The 17,256-nt window shown below is 64.3% G+C and carries 11 protein-coding genes; all 11 read right to left on the bottom strand.

The features are described from left to right. Position 1: 1 nt before the first annotated feature. The 11 genes from GMET_RS13840 to GMET_RS13890 all read right to left on the bottom strand — a co-directional run bounded on the left by GMET_RS13840 (position 2) and on the right by GMET_RS13890 (position 17,195). Positions 2-1,222 (bottom strand): CHASE domain-containing protein, encoded by a 1,221-nt coding sequence (locus GMET_RS13840; protein WP_004511700.1) that lies wholly within the window; start codon positions 1,220-1,222, stop codon positions 2-4. A 21-nt stretch (positions 1,223-1,243) separates the two neighbouring features. Further along, positions 1,244-2,920 carry a sensor histidine kinase gene (locus tag GMET_RS13845; protein WP_004511699.1) on the bottom strand — a complete coding sequence of 559 codons (1,677 nt, stop codon included), beginning with the start codon at positions 2,918-2,920 and terminating at the stop codon, positions 1,244-1,246. Positions 2,921-2,958: 38 nt separating this feature from the next. After that, positions 2,959-4,905 carry an aconitate hydratase gene (locus GMET_RS13850; protein ID WP_004511698.1) on the bottom strand — a complete coding sequence of 649 codons (1,947 nt, stop codon included), beginning with the start codon at positions 4,903-4,905 and terminating at the stop codon, positions 2,959-2,961. Positions 4,906-4,919: 14 nt separating this feature from the next. Continuing rightward, positions 4,920-6,353, bottom strand: coding sequence for a dihydrolipoyl dehydrogenase (lpdA, locus tag GMET_RS13855; protein ID WP_004511697.1), 1,434 nt, complete (start codon positions 6,351-6,353; stop codon positions 4,920-4,922). Positions 6,354-6,415: 62 nt separating this feature from the next. After that, complete coding sequence (locus GMET_RS13860; RefSeq protein WP_004511696.1) at positions 6,416-7,204, bottom strand: tetratricopeptide repeat protein; 789 nt, start codon at positions 7,202-7,204, stop codon at positions 6,416-6,418. Then, entirely contained in the window at positions 7,194-8,450 is a 1,257-nt protein-coding gene (gene odhB / locus GMET_RS13865; protein ID WP_004511695.1) for a 2-oxoglutarate dehydrogenase complex dihydrolipoyllysine-residue succinyltransferase, read from the bottom strand. The genes GMET_RS13860 and odhB overlap by 11 nt, the downstream gene beginning before the upstream one ends. A 40-nt stretch (positions 8,451-8,490) precedes the next feature. Beyond that, positions 8,491-10,998, bottom strand: a complete 2,508-nt coding sequence (locus GMET_RS13870) for a glycogen/starch/alpha-glucan phosphorylase (protein ID WP_004511694.1) — start codon at positions 10,996-10,998, stop codon at positions 8,491-8,493. 32 nt (positions 10,999-11,030) lie between these two features. Next, positions 11,031-12,269 (bottom strand): glucose-1-phosphate adenylyltransferase, encoded by a 1,239-nt coding sequence (glgC, locus tag GMET_RS13875; protein WP_004511693.1) that lies wholly within the window; start codon positions 12,267-12,269, stop codon positions 11,031-11,033. Between the two features lie 85 nt (positions 12,270-12,354). Continuing rightward, positions 12,355-15,045, bottom strand: coding sequence for a 2-oxoglutarate dehydrogenase E1 component (locus tag GMET_RS13880; protein WP_004511692.1), 2,691 nt, complete (start codon positions 15,043-15,045; stop codon positions 12,355-12,357). An 88-nt stretch (positions 15,046-15,133) separates the two neighbouring features. Continuing rightward, positions 15,134-16,363, bottom strand: coding sequence for a sensor histidine kinase (locus GMET_RS13885; protein ID WP_004511691.1), 1,230 nt, complete (start codon positions 16,361-16,363; stop codon positions 15,134-15,136). A gap of 7 nt (positions 16,364-16,370) precedes the next feature. Beyond that, a complete protein-coding gene (locus GMET_RS13890) occupies positions 16,371-17,195 on the bottom strand; it encodes a PstS family phosphate ABC transporter substrate-binding protein (protein WP_004511690.1) in 825 nt (274 codons plus the stop codon). Positions 17,196-17,256 lie beyond the last annotated feature (61 nt).

A 17,256-nucleotide genomic window follows, 5' to 3' on the forward strand; every position in this document is an offset into this window, starting at 1 on the left:
TTCAGCGTATTCTTTCAACCTGGGCCTGCTCCAGCAGGCTGTCGATGTGGAGTTTCATGCGCTGGATTTCCGCCACGATTCGCTCCAGGCACTGCTCCCCCCCTTCGCCGATCTGCCCGGCATGATCTTCCGCAAGGATGCGGCTGAAACTCTCCATATGCCGCAGGGGGGCCCGCAGGTCATGGGAGACCGAATAGCTGAAGGACTCCAGTTCCCGGTTGGAGTTCTCGAGCTGCACCGTCCGCTCGGTGACCCGCAGTTCAAGGTCGGCATTGAGGCGGCGCAACTCGTCCTCGGCACGCTGCCGCTCCCGGATTTGCGCCTCCAGCTGCCGGTTGGCCTTCTCCAGGTCCGCCGTCCGCAGGAGGACCTCGTGGCGGAGCTTTTCCGGTTGTCTCAGCATGAGATAGGCGAGAAGCGCCAGGATGCCGCTGATGCCGCCAACCATGAGGTATTCCACGTAAAGGAACGGGGAAGTCTGCCACCCCTGTTTCGGCGCCACGGCCAGCTTCCAGGTGCCGTTGGGGACGTCGATGGTGCTTTCCACCGGCGCCTGGAGCGGTCCGTCAGAGCGGGCAATGGATTCCCACCGGCCCGTGTCCGGGTTGAGCCTGGTGAGCTCATACCCGTACCCCCCCTTATCGAGAGCTTCCAGATTGCTTGCGGCGAGGAGGTCCCGGAGGCGCATCAAGACATTGACGAAGCCCCAGAAACGCTCCCCCCTGCCCGGTTCGGGGAGAAAAACCGCCAGCCTGCCAACGGCTCCTACCCCCCCTTGCCTCAGCTCGAAGGGGCCGGCAAGGGTCATCTGCCGGCTCTCGATCGCCCGTTGCGCCTCGGTGCGACGGAGGGGGTCGCTGAGGAGGTCGTGGCCTATGGCCTTTTCGTTGCCGGCAAGGGGGTAGATGGTGGTCATGACCCCGGCCGGGGCGAGTTGCAGGCTGCTGATACCGCCGTAGGTCCGGATCATCTCGGCAGCGAGGGCATCAAAGTCCTTAATGGTGCCGGCCTGGCGCAGAATGGCGGCAAGGGCGTAGGTGGCGGAGAGGGAGCCGGATATCTGGCGCTCCAGCGAAAAGGCGGCACCCGCGGCGAGCTGGGCCACGTTCCGGCGCTGCTCGCGGCAACGCCCTTCTTCCACCTGGCGCACGAAGACCGACCCGGCTCCCAGAAACAAAGCGAAGAGCAGGATCGCCCCCCGTATCGGACCGCCATGCTTCATGGCCGAATCCTCCCCATGCCACTACTCCTCGCCCAGGGTAAAGAAGAAGGTGGCTCCACGGCCGACCGCCCCCTCCGCCCAAATCCGCCCCCCGTGACGGAGGATTATCCGCCGCACCGTGGCCAGGCCGACGCCGGTCCCCTCGAACTCCGCGGCGCCGTGCAGCCGCTGGAACACGCCGAAGAGCCTGTCGGCGTATTTCATGTCGAAGCCGGCGCCGTTGTCCCGGACGAAAAAAAACCGCTCCCCCTCCTCGGCCTCCACCCCGAATTCGATCAGCGCCCCCTCTTTTCCCCCGGTATATTTCCAGGCATTGCCCAGAAGGTTTTCCAGGGCAACCCGCAGAAGCCCCGCATCGCCCGGCGCCATAACCCCGTCGGCAATACGGAAGGTCACGGAGCGGCCAGGATCGCCCCCCTGGAGATCCGCGGCGATTTCCCGGGCCATGGCGCCAAGATCGACGCTCTGGCGAACCAGTTCGCCGGCGCTCACCCGGGACAACTCGTGGAGATGGCCGATGAGCTCCTTCATCCGGTCACCGGCCTTGCATATCCGCATCAGGATCTGCATGCCGTTTTCGTCCAGGGAGCCGGCGTGCTCTTCCCTGAGGGTCCGGGTAAAGCCTTCAATGGTGTTCAGAGGCGCCCGAAGGTCGTGGGAAACCGAATAGGTGAACAATTCCAGCTCCTGGTTGACGGCCGCCAACTGGGAAGTCCTCTCGGCAACCCGCTGCTCCAGATCGGCATTGAGACGCCGAACCTCCTCCTCGACCCGCGCCCGCTCCCGTGCTTCCTCTTCGAGACGCCCCCTGGCCGTCTGGAGCTCGGCCGTCCGTTTTGCCACTTCGATCCGCAACAGCGCCGGCTGCCGCTGGAACAGGTAGGCAAGACTCCCCATCGCCAGGCTGACCAGGATAACCGTGGCGCCGTACCACACTATTCCCGAGCGCGTGAGCCATCCCCCCGACGGCGACACCGAGAGTACCCATTTCCCGTTGGGCACGTCGAAGGCAAACTCCACCGGATCTGCCAGGAGAGTCCCCCCCCCTTGGGCAACTACAATTTTTTCACCGCTGCCGGGATGGAGGCGGGATACCCGATACGCATAGCCGTTTTTTGCGAGAAGGTTCAGGTTGCTGGCGTCCATAAGGGTCCGCAGCCGGATGATGGCCGCCGTAAACCCCCAGAACCGCTCGCCTCCCCGGCCGTCGGAAAGGAACACCGCCTGCCGCCCCACAACCGCCTTCCCCCCCTGTTTGAGCTCGAAGGGACCATCGAGGGAAAGCCGGCGGGACTCGATGGCCCGCAGCGCTTCGAAGCTGCGAACAGGGTCCCGGAGGATGTCGAACCCGACGGCCTTTTCGTTGCCGGCAAGGGGGTAGACCTCGGTTATGACCCCCTCGGGCACCAGCTGGAGAGTGTCGATGCCGCCGTAGACCTTGATCATCTCCGCCGCCAGGGAGGCGAAATTCTCAATTCTGCCCTGTTGTCGGAGGATGGCGGCCAGGGCGTTGGTGGCCGACAGGGAGCGAAAAAGCTGATGATCAAGGGAATGGGCCGCGTTGGCGGCAATCTGGGACACGGTTTGGCGGTACTCCTGCTTCCGCTCGCGCGCCAGCTCGCCGGCAAGTACCGCGCCCATCCCCATGAAAAGCGAAAATACCAGCAGTGCCCATAGGGTCGCTCTGTTCAGACTCACCGGCTTGTGCTCCACGGCCCATCCATTCCCTTATGCCCTCACCCCTCCGTACCGCCTTTTTTCACAAAGTTCAGGGTCCCCCCGGCCAGAAGCTCCTGCCGCTGCCGGTCTGAGACCTCCAGAATGGTGACAATCTCCCGTCCGTCCACCCGCACCGGTATCTCTGCGGCGCCGGAGGCCACGAGCCGGCGCACATCGGGGAACACGAGGCGGTCCCCCTGCTTCACCAGGTCGTAGTCGGCGGGATTTCTGAACGTGAGGGGGAGGATGCCGAAGTTCACCAGGTTCGCCTTGTGGATCCGGGCGAAGCTCTTGACGATCTTGGCCCGGATGCCGAGATAGCGCGGCGCCAGGGCCGCATGCTCCCGGCTCGACCCCTGGCCGTAGTTCTCCCCGCCGATGACGACGCCGTTCCCCTTCTCCTTGGCCCGCTTGTGGAAATCGGGGTCCAGATGCTCGAAGACGAACTGGCTGATGGCCGGGATGTTGCTCCGGTAGGGGAGCACCTTATTCCCCGCAGGCATGATGGTGTCGGTGGAGATATTGTCCCCCACGGTGAGGATGACCTCCGCCTCCAAGGTCTCGGGGAGGGGATCGTAGTCGGGGAACGGGATGATGTTGGGGCCGGTGACGATCTCCACCCGCTTCGCCTCCTCGGGGGGGAGGGGGAAGATGATGCTGGAGTCGTCCAGGATGTAGTTCTCAGGGTTCTGGACGTTGGGCCACGGCATGAGGCCCTCCAGCTTGCGGGGGTCGGTGACCACGCCGAAGAGGCCGGCGGCGGCTGCCGTCTCGGGGGAGCAGAGGTAGACCAGATCGTTCTTCGTGCCGCTTCTCCCCGGGAAGTTGCGGGGGAAGGTGCGGAGGCTCACCTGATTGGTCCCCGGCGCTTGCCCCATGCCGATGCAGCCGAGGCACCCCGGCTGGTGGATCTGGGCGCCGGCCAGAAGCAACATCATGATCCCGCCTTGATCCGCCACGTTTTCCAGCACCTGGCGGCTCCCCGGGTTCACGTTGAAGGAGAGGTGGGGGGCGATGCGCCGGCCATCCAGGATGCGACAGACGGTCATGAGGTCCCGGAAGGCGGAGTTGGCGGAACTCCCCACCAGCACCTGGTCCACCTTCAACCCCTCGATGTCGGCCACCCGCACCACGTTGTCGGGGGATGACGGCCGGGCGATGAGGGGTTCCACCGTGGCGAGGTCAATCTCCTCGTACTCGTCGTAGGTGGCGTCGGGGTCGGCGGCAAGCTCCTGCCAGAGCTGGCCGCGCCCCTGGGCCTCCAGGAACTCGCGGGTCCGGTGGTCCGAGGGGAAGACGGAGGTGGTGGCCCCCAGTTCCGCCCCCATGTTGCCGATGATGGCCCGGTCCGTGGCCGAGAGGGTCGCCACGCCGGGGCCGTAGTACTCGATGATCTTCCCGACCCCCCCCTTCACCGTGTGGCGGCGGAGCATCTCCAGGATCACATCCTTGGCCGAGACCCAGGGCTGGAGCTCTCCCGTGAGCTTCACTCCCCAGATCTTCGGACAGGGGAGATGGAAGGGGTGCCCCGCCATGGCCAGTGAGACATCGAGCCCCCCGGCGCCGATGGCGATCATGGAAAGACCGGCGGCGGAGGTGGTGTGGGAGTCGGCCCCGAGCATGGTCTTGCCCGGCACGCCGAAGCGCTCCAGGTGCACCTGGTGGGAGACCCCGTTCCCCGGCTTGGAGACGTGGATGCCGAACCGCTGGGCCGCGGTCATGAGAAAGATGTGGTCGTCGGCGTTGCGGTTGTCGGTCTGGAGGAGGTTATGGTCGATGTACTGGGCCGCCAGCTCCACCTTCACCCGGTCGACCCCCATGGCGATGAACTCCAGCATGGCCATGGTGCCGGTGGCGTCCTGCAAGAGCGCGTGGTCGATCTTCAGGGCGATCTCGGTGCCCGGCTTAAGCTCGCCCTTCGCGAGGTGCGCTTCGAGGATCTTGGTTGCGAGATTTTTTCCCATGGGAACCTCCGTGTTCACGCATGTATCGCCCGTTTCTCCACATCCAGGGCCGCCTCCTTCATGGCCTCGGCCAGGGTCGGGTGGGCGTGGAAGGTCATGGCGATGTCGGCGGCGCTGCCGCCGTAGGTCATGACGGTAACCGCCTCGGCGATGACATCCGAGGCCCGGGGGCCGATGACGTGGATGCCGAGGACCCGGCCGGTGTCGGGGGTGGCGAGGATCTTCACGAACCCTTCGGTCTCGTCCATGCACTTGGCGCGGCCGTTGGCCATGAAGGGGAACTTCCCGACGCGGTACTCGACCCCCTCCGTTTTCAGCTCCTCCTCGGTCCGCCCCACGCCGGCCGCCTCGGGCCACGTATAAACGATACCAGGGATATAGGCGTAGTCCACCACCGACGCCTGGCCGGTGAGCCGCTCGGCAAAGACCTCCCCCTCCGCCATGGCCTTGTGGGCAAGCATGGGGCCGTGGATCAGGTCGCCGATGGCGTAAATCCCCCGAAGGGACGTCTGGTAGTTATCGTCCACGGCGATCCGTCCCGCCTCCAGCCGGACTCCCAATTCCTCCAGGCCGAGCCCCGCCGTGAGGGGACGCCGCCCCGCCGCCACCAGCACCCGGTCGCAGACGATCTCCTCCGTGGCCCCCCCCGCTTCCACGGTGACCGCTGCCTTCCCGTCACGCTTGGCAAAGCCGGTCACCTTGGTCTCCATCCGGAAGACGATCCCCTGCTTCTTCAGGGAGCCCATGAGGGTGTCGGCCACCTGACCGTCGGTGTTGGGAAGCATCTTCGGGAGCATCTCCACCACCGTAACCTGGCTTCCGAGCCGCCGCCAGACCGAGCCAAGCTCCAGGCCGACGTACCCCGCCCCCACCACCAGGAGATGCTCCGGCACCCGGTCGAAGGAGAGGGCTTCCCGGGCGCTCACCACCAGTTCACCGTCAAAGGGCATGAACGGAATCACCGCCGCCTCGCTTCCCGTTGCCAGAAGCACCCGCTTTCCCCTGAGGGTCTGCTTTTCCCGGTCCCCGGTCCCCGGTCCCTGGTCCCCGCCTTCAACGTCAACGCCGTGGGCTCCGTCCCGCTCGCCCGTGAGCCGGGCCGTCCCCTGCACCCGTGCAATCTTGTTCTTCTTGAAGAGGAAGGCGACGCCGTCGGTCAGCTTCTTCACCACGTCGTCCTTGCGGGCCATCATCCGGGCCAGGTCGAGCCGTGGCGGATCGATGGCTATGCCGTGGCCGGCGAACCTGTCCCTGGCCAGGGCGAAGAGTTCCGAGGAATCCAGGAGCGCCTTGCTGGGAATGCACCCCTCGTTGAGGCAGACCCCCCCCAGGGCGGACCGCTTCTCCACCACCGCGACGCTCATCCCCAGCTGGGCCGCGCGGATGGCGGCCACGTAGCCGCCAGGGCCGGCACCGATGACAATGAGGTCGTAAAGCTCTTCAGACATGGAATCCTCCCGGAATGATTGTGGTATCCGCTACTGAAATGGGAAACAGGCCGGCAGAAGAACTACTTTGCACCCGGCCGGTAGATGATTTCGAACGTCCCCCCTTGGATGCGGTTCCAGACCCCCTTGTCCGGAGAATACGCCGGATAGACCGGGGCAATCGCCTCCTTCAGGTGGGGCACGGAAAACCGGAGGCCGAACTCCCCCTGGTCAAGGATCACCCCCATCCCTTCAAGATGCGCTCCCCCATCGGCAGCGTCGCCCGAAGGCGCGGCACGGGGCGCCGTAATGAACGGCTCCAGGGAGCGGATCTCGGTGGGACGTCCCGGCAGGGCAACCAGCTGCCGGAGCACGTCGCGGGCTCCCCCGCTCCCCTGGCGGGAGGCCTTGCCGAGCCACTCCATGGCTGCCACCTTGTCGACCGGAACCCCATCGCCGGAGAGAAGGAGGAGACCATAGGCGTACTGGGCCTCGGCATCGCCACCAGCCGCAGCCCTGGCGATCCAGCGGGCGGCTTCCTTCTGGTCCTGCTTCACTCCCGCACCTTCGTGGTAGAGGGTGCCCAGGAAGTACTGGGCCCGCACGTGTCCCCGCTCCGCGGCGATCCTCATGAACCGGACCGATTCCGCGGGATTGCGCGCAACGCCCGTGCCATCGAGAAACATCAGGGCAAGCCGGAAAGCGGCGCCGGCGTCACCCCTCTGCGCCGCTCCCCTGGTCCGGGCAAACTCCTGTGCCGCAGGTGTTTTGCCATTCCTGCCGACCCGGGCCGATGCCGACGGATCAGGAGCGGCCAGGAGAAGGGCCGCCAGCAGTGAGCAGGTCCCTGCGGCGGTCAATCTACCCTTCAAGGAAGAGTTCCTCGGGCTCTTCCACATACTCCTTCACCTTCTTCAGGAACCCGACCGCCTCGCGGCCGTCGATGATCCGGTGGTCGTAGGAGAGGGCCAGGTACATCATGGGACGTATGACGATCTGGCCGTCGCGGACCACGGGGCGCTCCTGGACGGCGTGCATGCCGAGGACGCCGCTCTGGGGCGGGTTGAGAATGGGAGTGGAGAGGAGCGAGCCGTAGACCCCGCCGTTGGAGATGGTGAAAGTCCCCCCCTGGAGATCCGACAGCTCCAGCCGGTTGGCCTTGGTCTTTTCCGCGAACCCGGCGATGGTCGTCTCGATCTCGGCAAAGGAGAGCCGGTCGGCGTCCCGGAGCACCGGCACCACGAGCCCCTTCTCGGCCCCAATGGCGATGCCGATATGGTAGTAGTGGTGGAAGACGATGTCATCCCCCTCGATGGAGCCGTTCACCGCCGGATACTCCTTCAGGGCCTCCACGCACGCCTTCACGAAGAACGACATGAAACCGAGGGAGACGCCGTGCTTCTTCTGGAAATGCTCCTTGTACTTCTTCCGCAGTTCCATCACCCGGCCCAGATCCGCCTCGTTGAACGTGGTGAGCATGGCGGTCTGCTGCCGGGCCACCAGGAGCCGCTCGGCGATCCGTTTGCGGATGGGGGTCATCGGCGAGCGCGTAACGCGCTCTGCCGCGGGGACCGGGGACCGGGGACCGGGGACCGGCTCAAAAGCAAATTCTTTCTGCTTACCCCCAACCGCCGCCGCTTCACCCGATTTCACCGCAGCATCCTTCGGCACTTCCCCGCCTTTCCCGGTCCCCGGTCCCCGGTCCCCCGTCCCGGCTGTCAAGTCCCTGGTCCCGGCCGTTAAGAGATCATCCACCGTCACCCGCCCGCCCCGGCCGCTTCCATGGACAGTTTCCGGCTTAATCCCCAGCTCCTGGGCAATCTTGCGAACCGCCGGCGACAGTGGAGGCACCTCCTTGCCTTTCCCGGTCCCCGGTCCCCGGTCCCCGGTCCCGGCTTCTATAATGCCGATGACGGAGCCGATCTTCACCGTGGCCCCTTCCGGCACCATGATGGTGAGCACACCGTCGGCCCCGGCGTCGATCTCCATGGTGATCTTGTCGGTCTCGATCTCGCAGACCGGCTCGTCCTTCCGGACCGCCTCGCCGTTCTTTTTCAGCCACTTCCCCACCAGTGCCTCGTAGACCGATTCGCCCACTGACGGAACCTTTATTTCCATAGGGGACACCTCTCTCTCACATTACAAAAAGCAGGTCCGGTTACCTTGCAGCAAGTACCGGCACAGGCTGGAGCCCCCAGATACCGTCGTTGTACTCCCGGATGGTCCGGTCGGTGGAGAACTTGCCACTGGAGGCGCTGTTGATGATGCTCATACGGGCCCACTGCTCCCGGTCCCGGTAGGCGGCGGCGACCCTCTGCTGGGCGTTGACGTAGCTGCGGAAGTCGGCGGCGACCATCCAGGGATCATGGGGACTGGTGATTGCACCGATGATCGGATCGAAGATCCCCGGCTCGAACAGGTTGAAGTGGCCAAACGCCAGCAGGTTCATTACCCGCCCGAGATCAGCGTCGGCTTCAATGATGGCACCGGGGTCGTACCCCCTGCGCGCCGCCTCCACCTCCTCGGCGGTGAGACCGAACATGAAGAAATTTGCGTCCCCCACCTCTTCCCGGATTTCGATATTGGCTCCATCGAGGGTGCCGATGGTCAGGGCGCCGTTCATCATGAACTTCATGTTGCCGGTGCCCGATGCCTCCTTGCCGGCGGTGGAAATCTGCTCCGACAAGTCGGTGCCGGGACAGACGACCTCCATGGCCGTTACCCGGTAGTTGGGGAGGAACGCCACTTTGAGCCGGTCCCCCACCTGGGGGTCGGCGTTCACCACCTGGGCCACGTTGCTGGTGAGCTTGATGATGAGCTTAGCCATGAAGTAGCCGGGGGCCGCCTTGCCGCCGATGAGGACGCACCGGTTGGTCCACCCCTCGGTGTCGCCGCGCTTGATCCGGTCATAGAGATGGATGACGTGGAGGATGTTGAGGAGCTGGCGCTTGTACTCGTGGATCCGCTTCACCTGCACGTCGAAGAGGGCCTCCGGGTCGAAGGCGACACAGCACTTGTCCAGAACCATGGCCGCCAGCCGCTCCTTGTTGGCCCGCTTCACCTCCCGCCACTTCTCCCGGAAGCCGGGATCGTCGGCGAAAGCGGCGATCTTCCCGATCCGGGAGAGGTCTGAAACCCAGCCGTCGCCGATGGTCTCGGTTATGAGCCGGCTCAGGCCCGGATTGCACCAGGCGAGCCAGCGGCGTGGCGTGACCCCGTTGGTCTTGTTGTTGAATTTGTGGGGCCAGAGCTCATGGAAGTCCCGGAAGAGCCCCTGGGCAAGGAGCTGGGAGTGGAGGGCGGCGACCCCGTTAACGGAAAAGCTGCCGACAATGGCCAGGTAGGCCATCCGGACCTGGGGCACCGGCCCCTCCTCGATGAGGGACATGCGCCGGAGCCGCTCATGGTCGCCGGGCCAGCGGCTGGCGACCTCGGCCAGGAAGCGGGCGTTGATCTCCAGGATGATTTCCAGAAGGCGCGGCAGAAGCTGGGCGAACAGGGAGAGGGGCCACTTCTCCAGAGCCTCGGGAAGGAGGGTGTGGTTTGTGTAGGCCATGGTGCGGGTGGTGATCCCCCACGCCTCGTCCCACCCCATCCCCTGCTCGTCCATGAGGAGGCGCATCAACTCCGGCACGGCGCAGCTGGGGTGGGTGTCGTTCAGCTGGAAACAGTTCTTCTCGGCAAAACCGCTGAAATCCCCCTTGCTGATCACGACCCAGCGTTCAATGACATCCTGGAGGCTGGCCGACGCCAGGAAATACTGCTGGCGCAGCCGCAGCGCCTTGCCGCTCTCGCTGGCGTCGTTGGGGTAGAGCACCATGGTGATGTTCTCCGCCTCGTTCTTGGCGGCGACCGACTCGGTGTAGCTGCCGGCATTGAATTCAACCAGGTTGAAGGCGTCGGTGGCGACCGACTTCCAGAGCCGCAGGGTATTGACCGTGCCGTTGCTGTACCCCGGCACCGGCGTATCGTAGGGAATGGCCAGCACGTCATGGGTATCCACCCACCGGACGCGGAAACCGCCGTCACCGGTCCCGTAGCGCTCGGTGCGCCCCCCGTAGCAGACCCGCTGGGTGTACTCCTGGCGCTCGATCTCCCAGGGGTTGCCGTTGCGCAGCCAGTGGTCCGGCTCCTCCACCTGGTGGCCGTTCACGATCCGCTGCCGGAACATCCCGTACTCGTACCGGATGCCGTACCCCATGACCGGCAGCTGCAGGGTGGCGCAGCTGTCGAGGAAGCAGGCCGCCAGGCGCCCCAGGCCGCCGTTGCCGAGGCCGGCGTCGACTTCCGCCTCAGCCAGGTCTTCCATGGCGATGCCCAGGTCCATGAGGGCCTTTGCCGCGGTATCGGTAACGCCGAGGTTCAGCATGGCATTGCCGAGGGCGCGTCCCATGAGGAACTCCAGCGACAGGTAGTAGCCCCGCTTGCAGTCGGCATCCAGGTAGGCGTAGCGGGTGTTCTTCCAGTCCTCCATGAGGCGGTCCCGGACCGCGAGGGCCAGGGCCTTGTAGTGGTAGTGGACCGACCGGCAGAACTTGTCGCGCCCCAGGTTGTAGGTATAGTAGTGGCGAAAATCCTCCATCAGGCTCGGCACGTCCCGCGGCAGGGGGGGAAGGTCGGTAAGCCCTGGGATATGTACTGTCTTGCCTCTCTTCTTCTGAATCATCGAATAATGCTCCTGTCGGTGTTTATTTCCCTCTACTCGGCCGGCGATACCACAACGATGCCGGATTCGGTCACGGTATAGCCTCTGCGGCGGTCTTCCCCGTGGTCATATCCTATAGTGGTCCCGTCGGGAATGGTGATGTTCTTGTCTATGATCGCCCTTCTTATCTTCACGTTCCTGCCGACGTTGACGTTCTCGAAGAGGATCGAGTCCTCCACGAGGCTGTAACTGTTGACCTTGGTGAGCGGGCCAACGATGGACCGGCGCACGACGCTCCCGCTGGTTATGCAGCCGGCGCAGACGTAGGAGTCGATGTTCATGCCACGGCGGCCATCCTCGTCGAACACCGTCTTTGCCGGCGGGTAATTCCCCTGGTTGGTCAGGATGGGCCACTTGTAGTTATAGAGATTCAGTTGCGGGGAGACATGGATCAGCTCCATGTTGGCCTCGTAGTAGGAATCGATGGTCCCCACATCCTTCCAGTACCCCCTTTCCTCGGGCTTCATGCCGGGGATCAGGTTGTCGTTGAAGTTATAGGCAAAGACCCGGTCCTTTTTTGCAAGCATCATGGGGATCACGTGCTTGCCGAAATCGAGATCGGCATGGAGCTTCTTCCCCTCCTGCAGAACCTCGATGAGCCTTCTTGTTGAAAAGATGTAGTTGCCCATGGAGGCAAAGCAGGTTTCCCGCCCGGGGATGGTGACCGGATTGGCCGGCTTCTCCTCGAATGCCGTCACCCGGTTATCGTCGTCCACGCAAAAGACCCCGAACCTCCTCGCCTCCTCCACGGGCACCTCAAGGGCGGCAATGGTGATATCGGCCCGGTTCCTCCGATGGTACCCGATCATCTGGCTGACATCCATCCGGTAGATGTGGTCACCGCCGAAAATGGCCACATAGTCCGCATCCGACGATTCGATGAACCGCAGGTAGTGGTTGATGGCGTCGGCGGTCCCCTTGAACCACTCCTCGCTCTCGCTGCTCGTCTCCGGCGATATGGCCACGAAGAACTCGCCGAGACCGGCCCATTTCCCCCATGATTCCCGGATGTGCTTCATGAGGGAGTACGCCCGGTACTGGGTCAGGATGTAGACCTTCTTGATCCCCGAGTTGAACATGTTGCTCAGAACGAAATCGATGATCTTGTACTTCCCGCCAAAGGCCACGCCCGGCTTCGGCCGCCTCAGGGTAAGGGGGGCAAGCCGCTCTCCCTTTCCTCCCGCCAGAACCATCGCTATCGTGTTCCCCGCAAGATTGCCCGTTACATACATAATGGTACCCTCCTTCCTCCAATTAAAATACACATGAACTGCTCGCCATAATACGGTCAATCGCCGGGTTTGCCGGAGGAGCCCATCAGGGACCCGCTCCGAGCGCGTCCTCTACAATCCGCCCCTGCTCCTCCCCGTGGAGCCGGTGGGACCCCACCGCCGGGACGTCGTTTTCCGGCCGCCCCACGTAACGGGGCTCCGTGCCGAGAAGCTCCGCCAGGTGCGGCCGGATGAAGCTCCATGCCCCCATATTCCGGGGCTCCTCCTGGACCCAGGCCACATCAGCCACGCCCCGGTACGGCTCCAGCGCCCCCCCCAGGAAATCGGACCGCAGGGGGTAGAGCTGCTCCACCCGCACGATGGCCACGTCCTCCCGCTTCTCCTGCTCCAGCCGTTCCAGAAGGTCGTAGAAGATCTTCCCCGTACAGAGAATGAGCCGGCTGGCCTTATCCGGCCCTGCGCCGGTAGCTATCACCTCCCGGAACCCTCCCTCCGCCAGCTCCTCCAGCCGCGAGACGCAGCGCGGGTGGCGCAGGAGGCTCTTGGGGGTAAAAACCACGAGGGGCTTGCGGAAGGGATGCTTCATCTGCCGCCGCAGGAGATGGAAGAGCTGCCCCGGGGTGGAGGGATAGGCCACCTGCATGTTGTTGTCGCCGCAAAGTTGCAGATACCGCTCGATGCGGGCGCTGGAATGCTCGGCCCCCTGTCCCTCGAAGCCGTGGGGGAGGAGGAGGACGAGGCCGCTCACCCGCTGCCACTTGGACTCGCCGCCGGCCATGAACTGGTCGATGATGACCTGCCCGCCGTTGGCGAAGTCGCCGAACTGGGCCTCCCAGATGACGAGCGACTCGGGAGCCTCCACCGAGTAACCGTACTCGAACCCGAGGACCGCGAACTCGGAGAGCATGCTGTCCCAGCCATGGAAGGCGGCCCCTTCCGCCGCCACACCGGCAAGGGGGACGTGGTGCGCGTCCGTTGCCATATCGTAGAGGAAGGAGTGGCGGTGACCGAAGGTTCCCCGCCGGGAATCCTCGCCGGAGAGGCGGATGGAGACCCCGTCGGCCAGGAGCGTGGCATAGGCGAGGGTCTCGGCGTTCCCCCAGTCGATCCCCTCTCCCCCCTCCACCGCCTCCCGACGTCTGTTCAGGAGCGCCGCCACCTTCGGGTGGGGGGTGAAGCCGTCAGGGATCGCGGCGAGCCGGCCAGCCAGGTTCCGCAGGATGTCCGGGGAAACGCCGGTTTCCACTGACACGGGGGCATAGTCACGCCGGTACCGCTCCCACTTCCCCTCGAACCCCCCGTGAACGGGAGCCGGCGGAGCGGCAAGGGCCGCGTCGAGGCGCCGTCCCATGGCTGTTGCCCGGGCGTCGATCTCCTCCCGGCCGATCCCCTCCTCGGCCAGCCGGGCGGCATAGAGCTCGTGAACCGGTGGGCGGTCCTTGATGAGGCTGTACATGGCGGGCTGGGTGAAGTAGGGCTCGTCTCCCTCGTTGTGGCCGTGGCGGCGGTAACAGATGATCTCCACCACCACGTCGCCGCCGAAGGCCTGCCGGTAGTCCAGGGCAAGCCTGACCACGTGGACCGCCGCCTCCGGGTCCTCGCCGTGGACGTGGAAGACCGGCGCCGCCACCATCTTGGCCACGTCGGTGGCGTAGAGGGACGAACGGGCATCGGCGGGAAGGGTGGTGAAGCCGATCTGGTTGTTGATGACGATGTGAAGGGTGCCGCCGGTCCGGTACCCCTCCAACTGGGAGAGGTTGAGGGTCTCGGCAACTACCCCCTGGCCGGCGAAGGAGGCGTCGCCGTGGATCAGGACGGGGAGCACCCGTTTGTCGCTCCCCGCCCCGGCGGAGTCCTGGCGGGCCCGGCATTTCCCTTCCACCACCGGGTCCACGGCCTCCAGGTGCGAGGGGTTGAAGGCCATGGCGAGGTGGATGGAGCGCCCCGGCGCCACCTCCCGGTCGTGGGAGAACCCCTTGTGGTACTTCACGTCGCCGTCCCCCACGATGCCCAGCTCCGCGTTGTCGGCAAACTCGGCAAAGATGTTCTCCAAGGGCTTGCCGAAGATGTTCGCCAGGACGTTCAGCCTCCCCCGGTGGGCCATTCCCAGGATAAGGTCGGTAACGCCATGCTCCGCGGCCCGCTCCACCGCCGCGTCGAGGAGCGGGATGAGAGTCTCCCCCCCTTCGAGGGAAAAGCGCTTCTGCCCCAGAAACTTGCGGTGGAGGAACTCCTCGAAGAGGGCCGCCTCCTGGAGCGTGCCGAGGATGCGGAGCTTCTCCTCCCGGGAGAAGGCCGGCCGGTTGCGGACCGGCTCCATCCGCTCCATGAGCCAACTCCGGACGGCGGGGTCCTGGATATGCATGAACTCCACCCCCACGGAGCGGCAGTAGGTCTCCCGCAGGGTAGCGAGAATCTCCCGCAGCGTTGCTTCCCTCTTCAGGAAGCGCCGGGGATGGAAGGTGCGATCGAGATCTACTTCGCCCAGGTCGTAGCGGTCCAGGGCCAGGAGCGGATGCTCCAGTTTGCAGGGGGAGAGGGGATCGGTGCAGGCCAGCAGGTGCCCCAGGTCCCGGTAGCGGTAGATGAGGGAATCCACCGCCGACTGCTTGGCGGCCAGCTTGGGGGGGAGGGCTTCCGCTCCGGGAATACCCCGCCCCAGCTCGTACCCGCTGAAGAAGGCATGCCACTGGGTGGAAACGGCGGCGGGATCGTCGCGCCACCGCAGGTAGAGGGATTCTATGAACTCCGGGTCGGCGCCGGGGAGAATGGTCATTGGTGCGTCCTTTCGACGGGATAACGCCGAAAGTATAGCAGAGGGGGGTGGGGTTTCAAATGGAGGGGATTGCCGTGGCGGGCGGGGATCAGAGCGAGAAGTAGAATGCCGCGCCCTCGCCGGGCGTTCCTTCAGCCCAGAGATTTCCCCCGTGATGGTTGATGATGCGCCGTACCGTGGCGAGGCCGATGCCGGAGCCCTCGAATTCAGCGGCGCTGTGAAGTCGCTGGAACGGCGCGAAGAGCTTGTCGGCGTAAGCCATGTCGAAGCCGGCGCCGTTGTCCCGGACAAAGCAGGCTTCACTTCCGTCAACCTCCACCGTCCCGAACTCGATGACGGCAATGTCCCTTTTGGCGGTGAACTTCCAGGCGTTGCCGAGGAGGTTTTCCAGCACGTTCCGCAGGAGGTGCGGGTCTCCCTCAACCACCACATTGTCCTGAATGCGAAAGGTTGCCTGACGCCCCGCCCCCGAGAGCTTGAGTCTCTCCGTGATGTCATGGGCAATGGTTCCGAGATTGACCCGTTCCCGCTTGAGCTCGGTCCGGCCGATACGCGACAGCTCCAGGAGGGAATCGACGATCTCCTTCATCCTCTCGCTGGAACCGTGGATGCGGGACAACATCTCCCGAACATCCGGCCCGAGCCTATCGCCGTGGTCTTCAAGGAGAATGCCGCTGTAACCGCTGATATGGCGCAACGGCGCGTGGAGATCGTGGGACACCGTGTAGCTGAAGGATTCCAGCTCGGCTATGAGCCCCCCGATCTCCCCTTCGAGCCCCTTTGCCACCCTGGTGGGATAGTGGTAGACGGAGACCGCCAGGACCAAGCCGACAACGGCGAAAAAGAGAAAAACGGCAAAGGTGGAAAGGATCAGCCGGTCCGACGCCGTTTCGATGACAACGGTCCCGATGGTTTGCCGGTTAAATACGATGGGAGCCTCGCTGCTGAGGGCCAAGGGTCTGAAAATCGGTATTCCGTGGGCTTCAACACGATCGAATATCGTCAGTGCTTTTCCCGATTCATCGAGAATTCTGACATGCATGATGTTTTTCCGGGGGAGGAAATCGTCAAGGACAGCGGCATACTTCTGGTTCTGGAACTTCCAGAGGGTGATATCCTCGCGGGCCATTTTCCCGAGCCGCTCCGCTAGCTCACCGGCGTGGCACGTCGCGGTATTCATCTGCACTTCGGCTGCGAGAATGGCATAGACCGCCGGGAAACCGATGCCGATGAGGAGCGCGATCGCCAGGGCGAGGGGGTAGAGCCTGTTCGCCATCTGCTTTGCTATCGCTATCTTTCCCCGCTTGTCTCCCCTCATCCTCACCTCATTCCGGCAGATAGCCATGCGTTTTCAGTATTTTTCTTCCCCTGCCGGAAAAAACGAAGCGAAGAAACGACGTGCCGGTCCGGGAAAGCGTTCCCGGCCGATGGACAAAGGCAAGGGTCTTGAACAGGGGGTATCGCCCGCTGCGCACATTGTTGTCATGGGGTTCGACCCCGTTCAGGCTCAACACCTTCACGGGAAGCTTTTCCGCAACAACGGCCCCCCTATCGGTAATGCCGAGAACGTCCCGCGACCGCGCAAGGGCCTGATTCATCTCCTGGTCGGTGTAAAAGGTTGCCCAGAATTTTTTGTCGCGGCTCGCATCATAGGCTTCCCCGAACCCCGGGATTTTTCCCCGCAACACGGCTATGCCGCTGTCCCGTGGCTCCCTGGTCAGGACCACGATCGTGCGGCCGTTCTTCCACCGGTTCTTCTGACCGCGGTAGATTGCAACGATATCCGCAGAGCTCAGGTCCCGGTCGGGAACCGAAGGAGATACGGCAAAGACGATTGCCGTCCGTGCAAACGGCTTGAATGCAAGTCGTTTTTCAGCTTCGTCGGTCCGGAGGGGGCGGGAAACCATGCCGATCTCCACCGCTCCGTCAGCAACGGCCGTGACTCCGCCGGCAGAACCGACGCTGGGGGGAACCCGCACCTCCATGTCAGGATGGAAACGCTGGAACTCCTCGGCAAGGATGCGGACAATGGGGATGCACGTGCCGGAACCGGCCACCACAATCGGCGGGTCTTGTGCCCATGAGGACGTAACGGCCGACATCATCACCGCAACAAAAAATGTCAGCACTATCCGCAACGACCGCTCCATCCATCATCCCCCAGAACAACGCCGACCGCCATGGTGCGCGGAACAGCGCTGGCGCCAAACT

Origin of the sequence: Geobacter metallireducens GS-15 (assembly GCF_000012925.1) — a bacterium.
GTDB classification, from domain to species: Bacteria; Desulfobacterota; Desulfuromonadia; order Geobacterales; family Geobacteraceae; genus Geobacter; species Geobacter metallireducens.

What these genes read in the sequence shown, in the direction of transcription:
- GMET_RS13840 (WP_004511700.1), bottom strand. Translation starts at nt 1,222, where the DNA reads ATGAAGCATGGCGGTCCGATACGGGGGGCGATCCTGCTCTTCGCTTTG.
- GMET_RS13850 (WP_004511698.1), bottom strand. Translation starts at nt 4,905, where the DNA reads ATGGGAAAAAATCTCGCAACCAAGATCCTCGAAGCGCACCTCGCGAAG.
- lpdA (WP_004511697.1), bottom strand. Translation starts at nt 6,353, where the DNA reads ATGTCTGAAGAGCTTTACGACCTCATTGTCATCGGTGCCGGCCCTGGC.
- odhB (WP_004511695.1), bottom strand. Translation starts at nt 8,450, where the DNA reads ATGGAAATAAAGGTTCCGTCAGTGGGCGAATCGGTCTACGAGGCACTG.
- GMET_RS13870 (WP_004511694.1), bottom strand. Translation starts at nt 10,998, where the DNA reads ATGATTCAGAAGAAGAGAGGCAAGACAGTACATATCCCAGGGCTTACC.
- glgC (WP_004511693.1), bottom strand. Translation starts at nt 12,269, where the DNA reads ATGTATGTAACGGGCAATCTTGCGGGGAACACGATAGCGATGGTTCTG.
- GMET_RS13880 (WP_004511692.1), bottom strand. Translation starts at nt 15,045, where the DNA reads ATGACCATTCTCCCCGGCGCCGACCCGGAGTTCATAGAATCCCTCTAC.
- GMET_RS13885 (WP_004511691.1), bottom strand. Translation starts at nt 16,363, where the DNA reads ATGAGGGGAGACAAGCGGGGAAAGATAGCGATAGCAAAGCAGATGGCG.
- GMET_RS13890 (WP_004511690.1), bottom strand. Translation starts at nt 17,195, where the DNA reads ATGGAGCGGTCGTTGCGGATAGTGCTGACATTTTTTGTTGCGGTGATG.